The organism is Photobacterium sp. TLY01 (genome assembly GCF_021432065.1).
GTDB classification, from domain to species: Bacteria; Pseudomonadota; Gammaproteobacteria; order Enterobacterales; family Vibrionaceae; genus Photobacterium; species Photobacterium halotolerans_A.
The window spans coordinates 1,267,051-1,281,761 of sequence record NZ_CP090364.1 but is presented as its reverse complement, the minus strand read 5'-3'; the positions used below and the strand labels follow the sequence as shown (position 1 = coordinate 1,281,761).

The window sequence follows — 14,711 nt, the reverse complement described above, 5'->3', positions numbered from 1 at the left end:
GAACCAATAATTCACACTGACAGAGAGTGACCATGCAGATTCAAGATGTTGATTTACGGATGCTGAGAATATTCGTGGCTATCGTCGAGTGCGGCGGTTTGTCGGCGGCGGAATCCCGTTTAAATATCGGTCGCTCAACCATCAGTTCTCACTTATCCGATTTGGAAGTGCGCCTTGGGATTACGCTTTGCAAACGTGGCCGGAGCGGCTTTGAGGTCACAGAAGCCGGCCGTGTGACCTATCAGGCCTCGCTGGAATTACTCCAGCAATGCGAAGCCTTTGCCGCCACAGTGGCGAGTTCTAAAAACGAACTGTCCGGCCGGGTCACGATTGCCATGATCGATACCTTAGTCAACGATCCACGCTGCCGGGTCGCCCAGGTAATTGCCGGATTAAAAAGCAGAAGTAATAGCTTACAGTTCGACATCAATGTCTGTGAAGCGCGCGAAGTCGAAACCTCCGTAGTGAATGGCCGCTCGCTGGTCGGAATCGGCGTCAGTCGTCATCCGCTCAGGGGGCTCGACTATTTCCCCTTGCACAATGAAACGAACTATCTGTATTGCGGCAAAGGCCACCCGCTGTTCGACTGCCACCCTTCGGAGATCAACACGCTGCTGCAACAAGCAGAAGTGATCACCAGTAACTATATGCGGGATAAAGAAACCCGCAACGACGCCCTGAATTATCAGAACACGGCCATCGCCTATCACGATGAAGGGATTGCGCATTTGATTTTATCCGGCGCCTTTATCGGCTACCTGCCCGAGCACTACGCCAGCGCTTGGGTCAGCAAGGGGCTGATCCAACCTATCTTGCCCGAGAAATACACCTACCAAATCCCGGTCATGCTGATCACGTTAAAAAATAACTCAGCATCACCCCTGGCCAAGGCACTGATTCAGGAGATAAAGCGTTGTCACCGTACGGACAGCTAATCCAACGCTATCGTTGCCAAGGTTCATGTGCAACCAACTATACGGAACGACGTCATCAGAAATGCTACAGCTTGCAAAATACCTTTGTTAATCACTCAGAAAAGCTCGTATTTGCTCTCTCAGCCAACGGCGTAAGGGATCGGCATGTGTCCGTTCATGCCAAAACTGAAAAATATCAACACCTGGTAGCTCGAAGGGGACGGGATAGATCTCCAGACCGTCATCAAGCTGAGCTGCCTCTTTTGCCAGTGATGCCAGGCAGGTCACGATCAGATCACTGTGCCGGATAATACGGGCTGGGGATAAAAAACTCGACACACCCGCAACAACCTGACGGCGTAACCCCAGTTTTTCCAGTCCGCGATCAACATTGCCATGCAGATCGCCTGTCAGGGTTGTCACAATATGCTGGCAGCTTAAGTAAGTTTCAAGATCAAGCTCCTGCCCTATCCGGCTGTGATTTCGATTCGCAAGTACGGCAAATTTCTCGCTGGCGACTTTCTGCTGCCGGAATGTATCCGGTAACTGGGTATAAAAGCCTGCAATCGCAATATCGCACTGACCATTTTCCAATTCTGCTCTGGGCAGCTTGCTCCCGGTATTGTGGGTCACTAAGGTTAACTGTGGGGCGTGCTTCTGGACATGTGGAATCAGGCGGGCAAACAACTTCTGTTCCATATAATCGGTTGAGTAAATGTATACCTTGTCTCTCCGGGACAAAAAATCTTCCGTGTCCAGCTCACTGTAAAACTGCTCCAGGCCATTCATTAAACGGCGAATTTCAGGTGCAATCGCATGGGCTTTCGGCGTTGGCGTTAATCCTCTTGGCGCTTTGACAAAAAGAGGATCATCAAATTCATACCGGAGTTTGTTCAGCTTATGGCTCAGAGCAGGCTGACTCAGAGTCAGACGTTCAGATGCACGAGTCGCATTCCTTTCCTGATAAAGGATGTGGAAAATCACCAGCAAATTCAGGTCTTTCTGATAGATATTCATAATTTGGATATCAATTATCAATTTTTTAGAATTCAAGAATATCACGGTGACGCTTATTCTCACCAACAATCAAAGAGAACAAACAGGAGTACATTGTGAAAGTTTTAATGATTCTGACCTCACACGACAAACTCGGCGACACCGACCATCAGACTGGCTTCTGGTTGGAGGAATTCACCACACCTTATTACACGCTGGCCGATGCAGGGGCCGAGATCACTCTGGCATCTCCCAAAGGTGGATTACCGCCCATTGATCCACGCAGTCAGGACGAAAGTTCTGCCGTAGACAGTACACGTCGCTACGCTTCAGATCAGGTGCTCCAGTCTGCTCTGTCACACACGTTCAAACTGGCTGAAATGGATGCGTCTGAATTTGATGCCGTTTTCTACCCTGGGGGGCACGGACCACTGTGGGATCTGGCAGATGACAAGGATTCCATCGCACTGATTGAGCAGTTTTACGCGCAGGGCAAGCCTGTTGGCGCAGTCTGTCACGGACCTGCCGTATTCAAGTCCACCCGCAATACGCAGGGAGAACCTTTAGTCTCCGGAAAACGTGTCACCGGATTTTCTAATGAAGAAGAGGCAGCGGTTGAATTGACCGATATTGTTCCTTTCCTTGTAGAAGATATGCTCAAAGCTAACGGGGGCCTGTATGTGAAAAAAGACAACTGGCAGAGTCACGTCGTTACGGATGGCTTACTGATCACAGGTCAGAACCCGAATTCTTCGCAAGCATGTGCACAAAGTGTGCTTGATGCGCTGAATGCAAAGTGAGATCAACCGATGAAATACTTACATACCATGGTTCGGGTCAGAGACATCGAGCAATCACTTGCCTTTTACTGTGATGGCCTTGGATTGACTTTAATCAAGCGTAATGACTACCCGGAAGGCCGGTTTTCCTTACTGTTTCTGGCGCCACCTGACCAACCAGAGGCACAGCTGGAACTGACCTACAACTGGGATCCTGAAATGTATTCAGAAGGCAGGAACTTTGGCCATCTGGCATATGAAGTTGAGGACATTTACGCGCTCTGCGAGCATTTGCAGTCAATGGGCGTCACCATCAACCGCCCACCCCGTGATGGCCATATGGCGTTTATTCGGTCTCCGGACAACATTTCCATCGAGCTACTGCAAAAAGGTGAAGCTTTACCTGCCGCTGAACCCTGGGCATCTATGCCAAATACGGGACATTGGTAATCCAATGCTGAGTGCCCCTGCCGCGATGGCTGAATGAACTGACACTGCAGATGGTTATGAGCGGCATTCAAGTTCAATCTGGCCAGAGTGCGGCCAAAGTGCAGACGAAAAAAAACCGCTGATAGTTCAGCGGTTTCTTTAAATGTGGTGGAGCCAGAACAAGGTATGACGGGATTCTCAAATCCCGGACAACGCACACTGAAGCTCAATACAAAAAGCCCCGTCTAATGACGAGGCTTTTGAATGTGGCGGAGAGATAGGGATTTGAACCCTAGATACGCTATTAACGTATGCCGGTTTTCAAGACCGGTGCTTTCAACCACTCAGCCATCTCTCCGTAAGTGGTGCGCATGATACCCAGCCGATCCCATGTTGTAAATACCCCAAAGAATCAAATGCACACTTGATCGCCAATCTGACACATTCATTTTCGTTTTGACTGGTTTTTCAGCCCTTTAGCTTTCCTGTTGCCCCGTTAACTTTCCTGTTGGACAGAGGTCAACGCTTTTTCCTGTGGTTGCGCTGCTTTAGGTTTTCGCATCACCAGATAAACGGCCATCGCAGCCAGCATGAAACCGACCGCACTCATCGCATCAAAGATTTCATTAAATGCCAGCCAGGCTTCCAGCGCAGTCACTGGCGGCACCAGATAAAAGGTTGAGGCGACTTTCGATGCTTCACCGTGTCTCACCATGTAAAGCAGCAACCATACAGCAGTCACGGACACACCGAGTACCAGCCAGGCCAGGGTCAGGGTGAATGTCAGGTTCCATTCCACCTGCATGGTTTCCATCGTCATCATCACCGGCGCGAACAGTAGCGCAGCCATCAGGTATTGATAAACCGAGCCACCCACCAGATCAACCTGCTGGCAGAAACGCTTTTGATACAGGGTACCGAGCGTAATCCCGAGCAAAGCAATCGCGGCACACAGATAGGCGGCCACTTTATGATCTTCCTGCTGCCAGCTCATATTGCCTTGCAGTACCAGAGTAATGCCCATCAGCCCCACAACCAATCCCAGCCACTGGGACAGTGCCAGCCGCTCCTGCCCCATTGCGACTAACAAGACTGCCGTCAGTACCGGCTGTAATCCAACCAATAAGGCGCACAGGCCCGCGGGCATGCCCAGATAAATGCCGTAATAGGTACCACCCAGATAAAAACCATGAATCAGTACACCCGCGACCATGCTGTGCAGCCGCGCGCGACCGGTCGGAAGCTGGCCGTTCAGCAGGTACAACAACACCATAAAAATCAGAATATTGAGTGCCATGCGTATAAAGAGAAAGGTTGCAGGTTCCGCATACGGCAGACCAAAACGGGCGCCGATAAAGCCGGTGCTCCACAGCATCACAAATATGAAAGGAATAAACCGAGCCACTGAGACGTCCTTCTGGTGATTATCATGATTTTCCACTACTCTAGTTGGGTACAGAAAAAGTCGAAAGTGACAGTTTTGTGATTTCTTTAGGGTACAGATGACACAAGCGCAGCATGAGCAGCCGAGTACAGAGGCCAAATACCGCCAGGTGATCCGGGAGCTGGCACTGCGAATCGATCGCGGTGTGTATCAGGCGGGCGATAAACTCCCTTCAATCCGGCAGTTAAGTGAACAACTGACGGTGAGCAAGAACACGATGATACGCGCGTATCAGGAACTGGAAGCGGCTCAGAAAATTGAAGCGCATCCCCGCTCCGGCTATCGGGTCACAATGGTCCCTCAACCGACACCGCAGGCCATCCAAGCCCCCGGTTTTGTCGATTTACTGTCCTTAAGCCGAACGATTTTGCAACAGTCCCCGTCATCATCGCTGCTGCCCACCGGGGGCGCACACCCGAATACCCAGTTTCCTGCGATTGCTTCGCTTTATGCTGAAATTGGCCGCCACAGTCGTTACCAGACCCATCAGCCAAGTCATTATTTGCTCCCGCCGGGCGATGAGCAACTAAGAAAGCAACTGGTGACTGTCAATCAGTGGCTGGGTATTTCAACCTCCCCCGATGAGATTCTGATCACCCATGGCGCACAGCAGGGGATCAGTATGGCATTGCAGGTGCTGGCCAAACCGGGCGATACCGTCATCGTGGATTCCCCCTGCTATTTCGGCAATCTGCTGTTGCTGGAATCACTTGGTCTGAAAGTGGTCGAGATCCCTTCTCACCCGCAAACCGGGATGGATTTAACGCATCTGTCTCAGGCTCTGGCACAATGGCCGGTCGCGGCGATTCTGATTAACCCGAGTTTTAATAATCCAACCGGCGCTGTGATGCCACGCCGTGAACGCGAACGTTTTCTCAGCATCACCGCGGGTATCCCTGTGATTGAAGATGATGTATTTGGCGACTTGGGTTACAGCAAACGACCACCCGCGATTTACAGTCTGGATTCCGATAACAGGGTGATCTATTGCAATTCATTGTCCAAAACACTGGATTCACGTTTGCGTATTGGCTGGATGCTGGCCGGGCAATATCAGCCGCGGATTGAAAAACGCCTGCTTGCAGACAACATGGGCAGTCTGAATCTGATGCAGTCAGCGGTGGCTGAGTTCTTAAAGACAGGCAAGTACCGAACGCACCTCAGTAAAGTCAGGCGTTACTATCAGCGCAATCAGCGCGCTTTCAGCCAACGCCTTTGTGCTGCCCTCGACAGCTATCCCTGGATGGCTGGCCGCTATCATTTATATCAGCCCGATGGCAGTTTTCTCTGCTGGCTGACGTTGCCCGAGCAGGCAGACAGCTATCAGCTGTATCAGCAGGCGCTGACAGCCGGCATCAGCCTGTTACCCGGCAATATGTTCTGCACTCAGGATCAGTACCGCCATTGCCTGCGGCTGAGCTACGCGGTATTTGAGGAGAACGCCCACTGGCACTCAGGCATCACAAAGCTGGCACAGCTGATTGCCGCACATGTCAAACCACTGATTGATAACTCAGAATAAACATCGACTAGGCTTACTGAAAAGATCATTTTATTAAGGAAGATACCATGAGATTCAAACACCTTGCCTTCATCGGTACATTGTTAAGCACATTGTCTTTTTCAGTGGCATCCGCGCCCAGCATTGTCAGTACCGGTTCCAGTGAAGGCATGGATTATCAGCTTGAAAAAGTGACTGACGGCCTGTCAGTTCCCTGGGGAATGACCTTTATTGACCCAACAACACTGCTTATTACACTGCGTGAGGGAAAGGCGGTACTGGTCGATACCCGCTCAGGCCAACAAAGCGCCCTGAGTGGTTTACCCGAGATATATACCCGGGGTCAGGGTGGTTTACTGGATGTCCTCCTGTCTCCCGATCCGATGGCAGACGGCTGGCTATATTTTACCTACAGCAAACCGGTCAACAACGGCAGCGCCACCACACTGGCAAGAGCCAGATTGTCAGGCCAGACACTTACCGACTGGCAGGATTTGCTGGTTTCCCGTTCACACAGTGACGCCAGTAAACACTATGGCAGCCGAATCGCCTTTGATATGAAAGGCCATGTGTTTTTCTCTGTCGGTGACAGAGGAAACCGCCCAAACGGGCAGGACCTGACCAATCATGCCGCTTCGATATTACGTTTAAATCTTGATGGCTCAGTACCAAAAGATAATCCCTTTTATGGCCAGTCTGGCGCATCAGCAGAGATCTGGAGCTATGGTCACCGCAATCCGCAAGGCATCGCATTTGATACAGAGACCAACCGATTATGGGAAATTGAACATGGCCCGCGGGGCGGTGATGAAATCAACCTGATCCTGCCGGGACGCAATTACGGCTGGCCAGTGACCTCACACGGTAAAGAGTACTGGGGGCCGTTGGATGTCGGCGAGTCGAAAGAAAAAGCCGGTATTGAATCGCCGAAAAAAGTCTATGTCCCTTCCATTGCACCCGGCAGCCTGATGATTTATCAGGGCAACGCTTTTCCGGCCTGGCAAGGTCATCTGTTTGCCGGTGCACTGGTGTTACAGCACCTCAATCGTATCGCCCTGAATGCGCAGGGAACGCCAGTGAAGGAAGAGCGACTGTTCGAAGCCTTGAATGAAAGAGTTCGCTCACTGGCGCAAAGTGAAAACGGGATGATCTATTTCGGTACGGACAACGGCAACCTGTACCGTATTGTGCCCAAATAAAAACAGCCCCCGCATCACAGGAGGCGGGGGCTGTTGGTTCATCATTCTCTGCGTAATTACAGATGCTCACCACGACGCAGCGCATCAATGCGCTTTTCCAGTGGTGGGTGTGTCATGAAAAGCTCAGACAAGGTTTTCTTACCGTTGATGCCAAACGCCATCATGGAACCTTCAAGGTGAGATTCCTGACTGACTTTCAGACGCTCCAGAGCCGCAATCATCTTCTCTTTACCAACCAGATGTGCAGAGCCAGCATCGGCTTTGAATTCACGGTGACGGCTGTACCACATGGTAATGATGCTGGCCAGGAAGCCGAACAGTAATTCCATAATGGTCGAAACGATGAAGTAGGTCATGAAACTACCGCCCTCACCTTCTTCGTTATTGTTACTCACACCGCTGACGGCACCTGCAATAATACGGGAGACAAAAATCACAAAGGTGTTCACCACCCCCTGCAGCAAGGTCATGGTCACCATATCACCATTGGCAATATGGCTGACTTCGTGCGCCAGTACGGCCTCTGCTTCATCACGGGTCATGCTGTGCAACAGCCCGGTAGAAACAGCCACCAGAGATTCATCACGCTTAGCACCTGTTGCGAACGCATTGATATCCGGCGAGTCATAAACAGCCACAGTCGGCATCCCGATACCAGACTGCTTCGCCTGACGTGCAACAGTTTCCATCAGCCAGTGTTCGGTTTCGTTACGCGGATGTTCAATCACCATACCGCCCACAGACCTGAGCGCCATGGACTTCGACATGAACAGGGAAATCAAAGAACCGCCAAAGCCAAACAGCAACGCCATAATTAACAGGCCGTTTAAGCTGCCTGGCTGTAAATCAGTCACGGCATAAATAATATTGAGCACAATGCTGAATACCAGCATTACGGCAAGGTTGGTTGCCAGGAACAAGGCAATTCGCTTCATACCTTTCTTTCTCCAACAAAGGTCTGGGTGTCAAATGCTTATACGCCTTCCCGATGGCTGGCGCATCAATAAGATGGTACTTATAGTATGGTCGTTCAATCTAAAAACAAGCGGAAGCGGGAAATTGTTACTTTTGGTAAGGGATATCGGCTTCTGAGACAAAAGTCATGGTTTGTCCGCCCAATCGGGTCTTAGACTTTGGTCGTATTGTATAAGATGTCACCATTCTCTATTGTCGTTGCGTATTGGAATTCACAGTATCGAACAAGGAGGCAAGATGGCTGACCAAGAAAACTACCAAGTCGCAATTGATATCCTGCGTTGCCATCTTGGCATGACGGCTGAAGAAGCCTGCGCAGAGCTGGGGATTGACCCGGCTGCGTCTAAGACAGCCGAGGCCATGGATCCTGCCGCTGTACTGGGCGACAATTAATCCCGGCCACTTTAGAAATCATTCCGACAAAACCTCCATCCGGAGGTTTTGTCATTTCTGCGTCATAATGCGTGCACGACAGTTCTCATTCAGAATTTTTATGTGATACTACTCCCAAAAATTATTCTGAACACTGTGCAGGTAGATTATGAACAAGCCCTATTCAACCGCTATGGATAGCGCCACTTCGCGCGAAGGCGTGAATGCTCTGATTACTTCTGTTGCTACTTTTATGGCTGTGGCAGTGATGGCTGCAATTGCAGCATTCATTATTAAAATCGAAATGCTGCAACTGAGTGGCAACCTCGGCGAGAATTCACTCGTTGAGTATACTCAGGAACTTTACCTGTTTTTGACCAGCGCACTCTTTTTTGGTCTGGCCAAGAAACAGCCGGCACAGAAAGGCTTTGCTGTTCTGGTTTCCGCATTTTTTATGGTGTTGCTAATCCGGGAACTGGATGGCCTGCTGGATCTGATCTGGCACGGCTTCTGGAAATTTCCGGCGGCCGCTGTTGCCGTGACAGGAATGGCTTATGCCCGTAAACACCTGCCGACAACACAAGCACCACTCAGCCGGTACAGCAAACACGCCAGTTTCGGGCTCATGCTGGGCGGTCTGGCGACTTTGCTGGTGTTCTCACGCCTGTTTGGCATGGGAGAGATCTGGCAAACCGCGATGCAGGACAACTATATGCGAGAAGTCAAAAACCTGGCTGAAGAAGGGGTTGAGTTGCTGGGTTACAGTTTAATTCTGGCTGCGGCTCTCTGGTATTGCTTGCCGGGTTTGGTCAATAAAAAACAGCACGCTTAACACCAGTCTGATGCAACAGCGCCGCCTGACTGGCGGCGCTGTTTTGCGTTATCAGGAAGAGGAGACAGGTGAAGCCAGCAAATCAATGTTCAGGTAAGCCGTTAAGTCCCGCTTGGCAATACCGGGTAAATACGGAATTTCACCTAACTTAGGGGCAGGCAGATACGTTTCAAGATACTTCAGGTTATCCTCATAACAATGGGTATTCGGATCAACCAGGTTTGCGACCCACCCCACCAACCTCAGGCCATCATTTTGAATCGCTTCAGCGGTCAGCATCGCATGGTTCAGACAACCCAGTTTCACGCCCACCACTAATATGACTGCCATTTCCTCCTGCTTTACCCAATCAGACAGTTTCATGGTGTCGGAAAGCGGCACACGCCAGCCTCCGGCACCTTCAACAAACACCACATCATTCTTGCTCTTGAGCTTTGATAAGCCTTCAGACAATCTGACAGGATCGATGCTAATACCTGCCTGCTTCGCCGCAATGTGCGGTGCAATGGGCGGCTCAAACGTATAAGGGTTCACTTCTTCATACTGTAATTCGGGCTGCGAAGCGGCTTGCAAAAACAGCGCATCAGCATTACGCATCCCGTAAGCGGTCAGCGTACTGCCTGAGGCAATCGGTTTAAACCCTGCCGTTCTTTGCCCGGCGCGGACACTGGATTCAATTAAAGTACGGGTAACGACCGTTTTTCCTGCATCGGTATCCGTTCCTGTGACAAAAAATGTATTAGACATTGGTAAATACTCCAAAACCAACCTGATACGTAGCGGGTAACTGACCCGTACTGTCGCGAAAACGCGCATAGGACTGCTCAATCAGATTCAGTGCCGTCCGGCTAAACAGCCCCTGACGGCGTGGTTCAGACAGATGTGTCGCCCCAATTCCCTTGAGATCCTTCATTAAATCCAGCGCACGCGCATAGTGCATCACCACGGGCTGAACCGATAACTCAGCCGCATTCAGCCCGGCATCTGCCACGGCCTGTGAAAGCTGGGTGACAGAGTCAAACTGATTGACATGCAACTGCGTATCAACCGATTGCCACGCGCGCTCAAGCTCAAACAAGCTCCCTTCTGCCAGTGTGGTCATGCCTATCACGCCACCCGGTTTCACGACTCGCTGCAATTCCCGCAACGGAACAGCCAGATCGGAGCACCATTGCAGCGCCAGACTCGAGAACGCCGCATCAAAATGGTTATCCGGAAACGGCAGCGATTCGGCATCCGCGACACAAAATGTGCCTGTCCCATCACAGCGGGCTTTGGCCTGCGCCAGCATTAGCTCTGACAGATCAACCGCTGTGGTCCGATAGCGCATGGCCTGCAGTTGCCGCGTGAAATACCCGGTTCCGCACCCGACATCCAGCCAGTGGCTGCCTTGCGGCAGGCTGGGTAATGTATCCAGCAATTGGTGTCCTACCTGCCGCTGAAACGCCGCCGATTGATCATAATGTTTGGCGGCTTTACCAAAACTGGCGGCAATCGCCTGCTTGTCTGTCCCGGTTACGTGCTTATTCTGTAGCCTAGCAGCCACTGTCGGACTGATTTCCTGCATCCTGTACCTCTTCAAAAGACGCATTCAACGATGTTGCCAGTTGTCTGACCTGTGCCTCTGTATGACTGGCAGAGAGGGTGATACGTAACCTAGCCTGATTGACCGGCACGGTCGGCGGACGGATAGCCGACACCCAGATGCCTTTTTCAGCCAGCGCCGCAGACAGCTTGATTGCCAGTTCACTGCTGCCCAGCAAGACAGGTTTGATCGGCGTTTCTGTCGCAACCAGACCCACTTCCGGCAGAAGTGCGTCAGCCAGAATATGCCCGAATGCCGCCAGTTTCTCCCTGCGCCAGTCTCCACGCTGGACCAGATCGCAGGCGGTACACAGTGCATACGCCTGTGCCGGCGGCATCGCCGTCGAGTAGATATAATGCCGCGCAAACTGAATCAGATACTCGGCGACATCATCGCTGCACAACACCGCCGCGCCCTGTATGCCGAAGGCTTTGCCAAACGTGACAATGCTGATCTCAGGCTTGATCCCCGCCAGCGCTGCGCTGCCCCGGCCGCCATCCCCCAGCACCCCGCAGCCGTGGGCATCGTCAACCATCAACCAGCTGTCGGTCGCCCGGCACAGGGCTGAGATCGCCGCCAGCGGCGCCTGATCCCCATCCATGCTGAACACGCCTTCAGTCACCACCAGCGTCTCGGCTTCCTTATCGGTTCCGGCACTGAGTAATGTCTGCAAGGCATCGAGATCGTTGTGGGCAAAACGGCGCATTGTCGCCGGTGATAACTGGCCCGCTTCCATCAGCGAAGCATGATTCAACTTGTCCTGGATCAGCCGGTCTGATTTGCCAAGTAAAGCAAACAGCACTGCCTGATTGGCACTGAATCCGGTACTGAACAGCAAGGCTCTGTCGTATCCGAGCCAGTCCGCGAGGCGGTGCTCCAGTTCTGCATGCGGTGCGTGATGCCCGGTTACCAGAGGTGAACCACCACTGCCTGCGCCATACACAGACAGCCCCTGCTGCCAGGCCGCGATTAATTCCGGGCACTGCGCCAGTCCCAGATAATCGTTACTGGAGAAGTTGATATGCGCTTGCTGTCTGTCGGCAAACTGCACGCAGGATGGCTGCCTGTTGAGTGGCTGTCTCTGACGATACAGCCCCTGAGCCTGTCGCTGGCTCAGGGACTGTGCTATCCGGGAATTAAACAGAGGCATCGTAGAACAAGTCATCCGCTGCCGGGCGGGCAGCCACACGCTGTGCCACCTGACCCAGCAGTTCCTGCTCCTGAATTTCATCGGGTTTTGCGGACTGCTCCTGACGGTTAATGCCCAGCTTATTAAACAACTGCATGTCTTTGTCTTCTTCCGGATTCGGCGTGGTCAGCAGCTTGCATCCGTAGAACACAGAGTTCGCGCCCGCCATAAAGCACAGGGTCTGAGTCTCTTCACTCATTCCCTCACGGCCCGCTGACAAGCGCACAGCGGAAGCCGGCATCATAATGCGGGCGACTGCGATAATGCGGACAAAGTCCAGCGGATCGACATCATCCACGCTATCGAGTGGCGTCCCTTTGACTTTCACCAGCATATTGATGGGTACACTTTCCGGGTGCACCGGCAGGTTCGCCAGCTCAACCAGCAGGCCGGCCCTGTCCCGGGCACTTTCGCCCATACCGATAATGCCACCGGAGCAGATTTTCATGCCGGCATCGCGAACATGTGACAGGGTATCCAGACGATCCTGATAGGTTCGGGTGGTGATGATATTGCCGTAATACTCAGGCGAGGTATCCAGATTGTGGTTATAGTAATCCAGACCGGCATCCGCCAGTGTGTTGGCCTGATCACCGGTAATCATGCCAAGCGTCATACAGGTTTCCAGGCCCATCGACTTCACACCGCGTACCATTTCCAGCAGGTACGGCATGTCGCGCTCTTTGGGGTTTTTCCATGCGGCGCCCATACAAAAGCGGGTCGCACCCGAGTTTTTGGCTTTTTCTGCCGCATCCAGCACCCGCTCCACTTCCATCAGGCGTTCGCGGTCAACATCGGTACGGTAGTGGGCGCTTTGCGGGCAGTACTTACAGTCTTCCGGGCAGGCACCGGTTTTGATCGACAGCAAAGTACTGACCTGAACCTTGTTCGGTTCATGGTACTGACGGTGAATTTGCTGCGCTTCAAACACTAAATCCATGAAGGGTTTTTCAAACAGCGCCTGAACTTCTGCAACGCTCCAATCGTGTCTCACTTCCACGTGTAAACCTCGTTAATTGTTCTTATGCCCCGCAGCTTGCTCACGATAACCGTAACAATTCCACGGGTTTGAATAGTTGCAAGTCTACTTTCAGCAAGTACACTGTCAACCACAAACAAAATACAAGGTTTACATCTGTGCAAAATATCACCACAAAAGTGCGCTCCTCCAACCACTTCACAGCTTCACAGGTAGATTTGGACTACGATCGTCAGCACGTCTGGCACCCGTACACTTCCACCATCAACCCGCTTCCCTGCTACCCGGTGACTCATGCGGATGGCGTGACTCTGTATCTTGAAGATGGCCGGGCGCTGATTGATGGCATGTCTTCCTGGTGGTCAGCGATTCACGGTTACAATCACCCGGTGCTCAATCAGGCGGCCAAAGATCAGTTGGACAAGATGTCGCACGTCATGTTCGGCGGACTGACCCACCAGCCTGCGGTTGAATTGTGTCGCAAACTGATTGCCATGACGCCAAATCCCTTACAGCAGGTCTTCCTGGCCGATTCCGGTTCAGTCTCGGTGGAAGTGGCGTTGAAGATGGCGCTGCAGTACTGGCACGCCAAAGGTGAATCGCGGGCGAAATTCCTGACGCTGCGACATGGTTATCATGGTGATACCTTTGCCGCGATGTCGGTCACCGATCCCGACAACTCTATGCACAGCCTGTATAAAGGTTTTCTGCCAGAGCATCTTTTTGCAGATTCACCTGAACTCGGTTTTCATGACACGTGGGATGAGCGTGACATTGCCGACTTCGCCGCCAAACTTGAGACCAACCATCAGGATATTGCCGCTGTCATCCTGGAACCTGTCGTTCAGGGCGCCGGAGGGATGCGCATCTACCATCCCACCTATCTGCGCCGTGTGCGCGAATTGTGCGACGTCTATGGTGTCCTGCTGATCGTCGATGAGATTGCAACCGGGTTTGGCCGCACAGGCAAACTGTTTGCCTGTGAACATGCCGGTATCAGCCCGGATATCATGTGTGTCGGCAAAGCACTGACCGGCGGTTATATGACCTTAGCGGCCACCCTGACCACCAAGCACCTGGCCGATACCGTGTGCAGTGGTGCCGCAGGCTGTTTCATGCACGGCCCGACCTTTATGGGCAATCCGCTGGCCTGCGCCGTCGCCAATGCCAGCCTGTCTTTGCTGGAAACGGGAGAATGGCAGCATCAGGTCAGCCGGATCGAAGCACAGCTGGCTGAATTACTGCCCGCGGTGGCGCAGTCAGACAAAGTGAAAGCCGTTCGATGGCTCGGGGCGATTGGTGTGGTGGAGTTGTATGAACCTGTGGACATGGTCCGGATACAGCAAAGTTTTGTAGACAATGGTGTCTGGATTCGTCCATTCGGTAAACTTATCTACATCATGCCACCATTTATCATTAGCAATCAGCAGCTTAACAAACTGATTTTCGCCATTTTACAATCATTGCATTAATATCGAAAAACAGACAGATCCTCATGTTTGACCAGATATACTCTA

The 14,711-nt window shown here is 52.1% G+C and carries 15 protein-coding genes and 1 tRNA gene; 8 read left to right on the top strand and 8 right to left on the bottom strand.

The window, feature by feature from the left end; all coding sequences use genetic code 11:
• Nucleotides 1-32 precede the first annotated feature (32 nt).
• Nucleotides 33-935 carry a LysR family transcriptional regulator gene (locus LN341_RS06350; protein WP_046219254.1) on the top strand — a complete coding sequence of 301 codons (903 nt, stop codon included), beginning with the start codon at nt 33-35 and terminating at the stop codon, nt 933-935.
• 87 nt (nt 936-1,022) lie between these two features.
• Here LN341_RS06350 and LN341_RS06345 read toward each other — a convergent pair whose 3' ends face one another.
• On the bottom strand, nt 1,023-1,931 hold the full coding sequence (locus LN341_RS06345) for a LysR family transcriptional regulator (protein WP_234204442.1): 909 nt from the start codon (nt 1,929-1,931) through the stop codon (nt 1,023-1,025).
• A gap of 95 nt (nt 1,932-2,026) precedes the next feature.
• Here LN341_RS06345 and LN341_RS06340 point away from each other — a divergent pair, with 95 nt between their 5' ends.
• A complete protein-coding gene (locus LN341_RS06340) occupies nt 2,027-2,710 on the top strand; it encodes a type 1 glutamine amidotransferase domain-containing protein (RefSeq protein ID WP_234204441.1) in 684 nt (227 codons plus the stop codon).
• A 9-nt stretch (nt 2,711-2,719) separates the two neighbouring features.
• Complete coding sequence (locus LN341_RS06335) at nt 2,720-3,139, top strand: VOC family protein (RefSeq protein ID WP_046219256.1); 420 nt, start codon at nt 2,720-2,722, stop codon at nt 3,137-3,139.
• A 246-nt stretch (nt 3,140-3,385) separates the two neighbouring features.
• Here LN341_RS06335 and LN341_RS06330 read toward each other — a convergent pair.
• Nucleotides 3,386-3,476 (bottom strand) — tRNA-Ser (locus tag LN341_RS06330).
• Between the two features lie 138 nt (nt 3,477-3,614).
• Nucleotides 3,615-4,493 carry a DMT family transporter gene (locus LN341_RS06325; protein WP_234204940.1) on the bottom strand — a complete coding sequence of 293 codons (879 nt, stop codon included), beginning with the start codon at nt 4,491-4,493 and terminating at the stop codon, nt 3,615-3,617.
• Between the two features lie 127 nt (nt 4,494-4,620).
• Here LN341_RS06325 and LN341_RS06320 point away from each other — a divergent pair, with 127 nt between their 5' ends.
• Entirely contained in the window at nt 4,621-6,084 is a 1,464-nt protein-coding gene (locus LN341_RS06320) for a PLP-dependent aminotransferase family protein (RefSeq protein ID WP_234204440.1), read from the top strand.
• A gap of 47 nt (nt 6,085-6,131) precedes the next feature.
• A complete protein-coding gene (locus LN341_RS06315; RefSeq protein WP_234204439.1) occupies nt 6,132-7,262 on the top strand; it encodes a PQQ-dependent sugar dehydrogenase in 1,131 nt (376 codons plus the stop codon).
• Nucleotides 7,263-7,318: 56 nt separating this feature from the next.
• Here the strand turns inward: LN341_RS06315 and htpX are convergent, their stop codons facing one another.
• On the bottom strand, nt 7,319-8,197 hold the full coding sequence (gene htpX / locus LN341_RS06310) for a protease HtpX (RefSeq protein WP_046219259.1): 879 nt from the start codon (nt 8,195-8,197) through the stop codon (nt 7,319-7,321).
• A 277-nt stretch (nt 8,198-8,474) separates the two neighbouring features.
• Between htpX and LN341_RS06305 the strand changes: the two genes are divergently transcribed.
• The gene (locus tag LN341_RS06305; RefSeq protein ID WP_046219260.1) at nt 8,475-8,630 is read left to right on the top strand and encodes a hypothetical protein; all 156 of its coding nucleotides are present in this window, start codon (nt 8,475-8,477) and stop codon (nt 8,628-8,630) included.
• Between the two features lie 148 nt (nt 8,631-8,778).
• Nucleotides 8,779-9,441: a hypothetical protein gene (locus LN341_RS06300; RefSeq protein WP_052729873.1), complete on the top strand. Its 663-nt coding sequence runs from the start codon at nt 8,779-8,781 to the stop codon at nt 9,439-9,441.
• 51 nt (nt 9,442-9,492) lie between these two features.
• Here the strand turns inward: LN341_RS06300 and bioD are convergent, their stop codons facing one another.
• Genes bioD through bioB form a run of 4 tightly spaced genes read right to left on the bottom strand, consistent with a single transcriptional unit; the run spans nt 9,493 to nt 13,215 of the window.
• Complete coding sequence (bioD, locus tag LN341_RS06295) at nt 9,493-10,188, bottom strand: dethiobiotin synthase (RefSeq protein WP_234204438.1); 696 nt, start codon at nt 10,186-10,188, stop codon at nt 9,493-9,495.
• Entirely contained in the window at nt 10,181-11,008 is an 828-nt protein-coding gene (gene bioC, locus LN341_RS06290; protein WP_046219262.1) for a malonyl-ACP O-methyltransferase BioC, read from the bottom strand. Before bioC ends, bioD begins: the two co-directional genes overlap by 8 nt.
• Nucleotides 10,977-12,176 carry an 8-amino-7-oxononanoate synthase gene (gene bioF, locus LN341_RS06285; RefSeq protein ID WP_234204437.1) on the bottom strand — a complete coding sequence of 400 codons (1,200 nt, stop codon included), beginning with the start codon at nt 12,174-12,176 and terminating at the stop codon, nt 10,977-10,979. The genes bioC and bioF overlap by 32 nt, the downstream gene beginning before the upstream one ends.
• Nucleotides 12,163-13,215: a biotin synthase BioB gene (gene bioB / locus LN341_RS06280; protein ID WP_234204436.1), complete on the bottom strand. Its 1,053-nt coding sequence runs from the start codon at nt 13,213-13,215 to the stop codon at nt 12,163-12,165. Before bioB ends, bioF begins: the two co-directional genes overlap by 14 nt.
• Before the next feature lie 197 nt (nt 13,216-13,412).
• Between bioB and bioA the strand changes: the two genes are divergently transcribed.
• Nucleotides 13,413-14,666 carry an adenosylmethionine--8-amino-7-oxononanoate transaminase gene (bioA, locus tag LN341_RS06275; RefSeq protein WP_234204435.1) on the top strand — a complete coding sequence of 418 codons (1,254 nt, stop codon included), beginning with the start codon at nt 13,413-13,415 and terminating at the stop codon, nt 14,664-14,666.
• The last annotated feature ends 45 nt before the right edge of the window (nt 14,667-14,711 follow it).

What these genes read in the sequence shown, in the direction of transcription:
- LN341_RS06350 (WP_046219254.1), top strand. Translation starts at nt 33, where the DNA reads ATGCAGATTCAAGATGTTGATTTACGGATGCTGAGAATATTCGTGGCT.
- LN341_RS06345 (WP_234204442.1), bottom strand. Translation starts at nt 1,931, where the DNA reads ATGAATATCTATCAGAAAGACCTGAATTTGCTGGTGATTTTCCACATC.
- LN341_RS06335 (WP_046219256.1), top strand. Translation starts at nt 2,720, where the DNA reads ATGAAATACTTACATACCATGGTTCGGGTCAGAGACATCGAGCAATCA.
- LN341_RS06325 (WP_234204940.1), bottom strand. Translation starts at nt 4,493, where the DNA reads ATGCTGTGGAGCACCGGCTTTATCGGCGCCCGTTTTGGTCTGCCGTAT.
- LN341_RS06320 (WP_234204440.1), top strand. Translation starts at nt 4,621, where the DNA reads ATGACACAAGCGCAGCATGAGCAGCCGAGTACAGAGGCCAAATACCGC.
- LN341_RS06315 (WP_234204439.1), top strand. Translation starts at nt 6,132, where the DNA reads ATGAGATTCAAACACCTTGCCTTCATCGGTACATTGTTAAGCACATTG.
- htpX (WP_046219259.1), bottom strand. Translation starts at nt 8,197, where the DNA reads ATGAAGCGAATTGCCTTGTTCCTGGCAACCAACCTTGCCGTAATGCTG.
- LN341_RS06305 (WP_046219260.1), top strand. Translation starts at nt 8,475, where the DNA reads ATGGCTGACCAAGAAAACTACCAAGTCGCAATTGATATCCTGCGTTGC.
- LN341_RS06300 (WP_052729873.1), top strand. Translation starts at nt 8,779, where the DNA reads ATGAACAAGCCCTATTCAACCGCTATGGATAGCGCCACTTCGCGCGAA.
- bioD (WP_234204438.1), bottom strand. Translation starts at nt 10,188, where the DNA reads ATGTCTAATACATTTTTTGTCACAGGAACGGATACCGATGCAGGAAAA.
- bioC (WP_046219262.1), bottom strand. Translation starts at nt 11,008, where the DNA reads ATGCAGGAAATCAGTCCGACAGTGGCTGCTAGGCTACAGAATAAGCAC.
- bioF (WP_234204437.1), bottom strand. Translation starts at nt 12,176, where the DNA reads ATGCCTCTGTTTAATTCCCGGATAGCACAGTCCCTGAGCCAGCGACAG.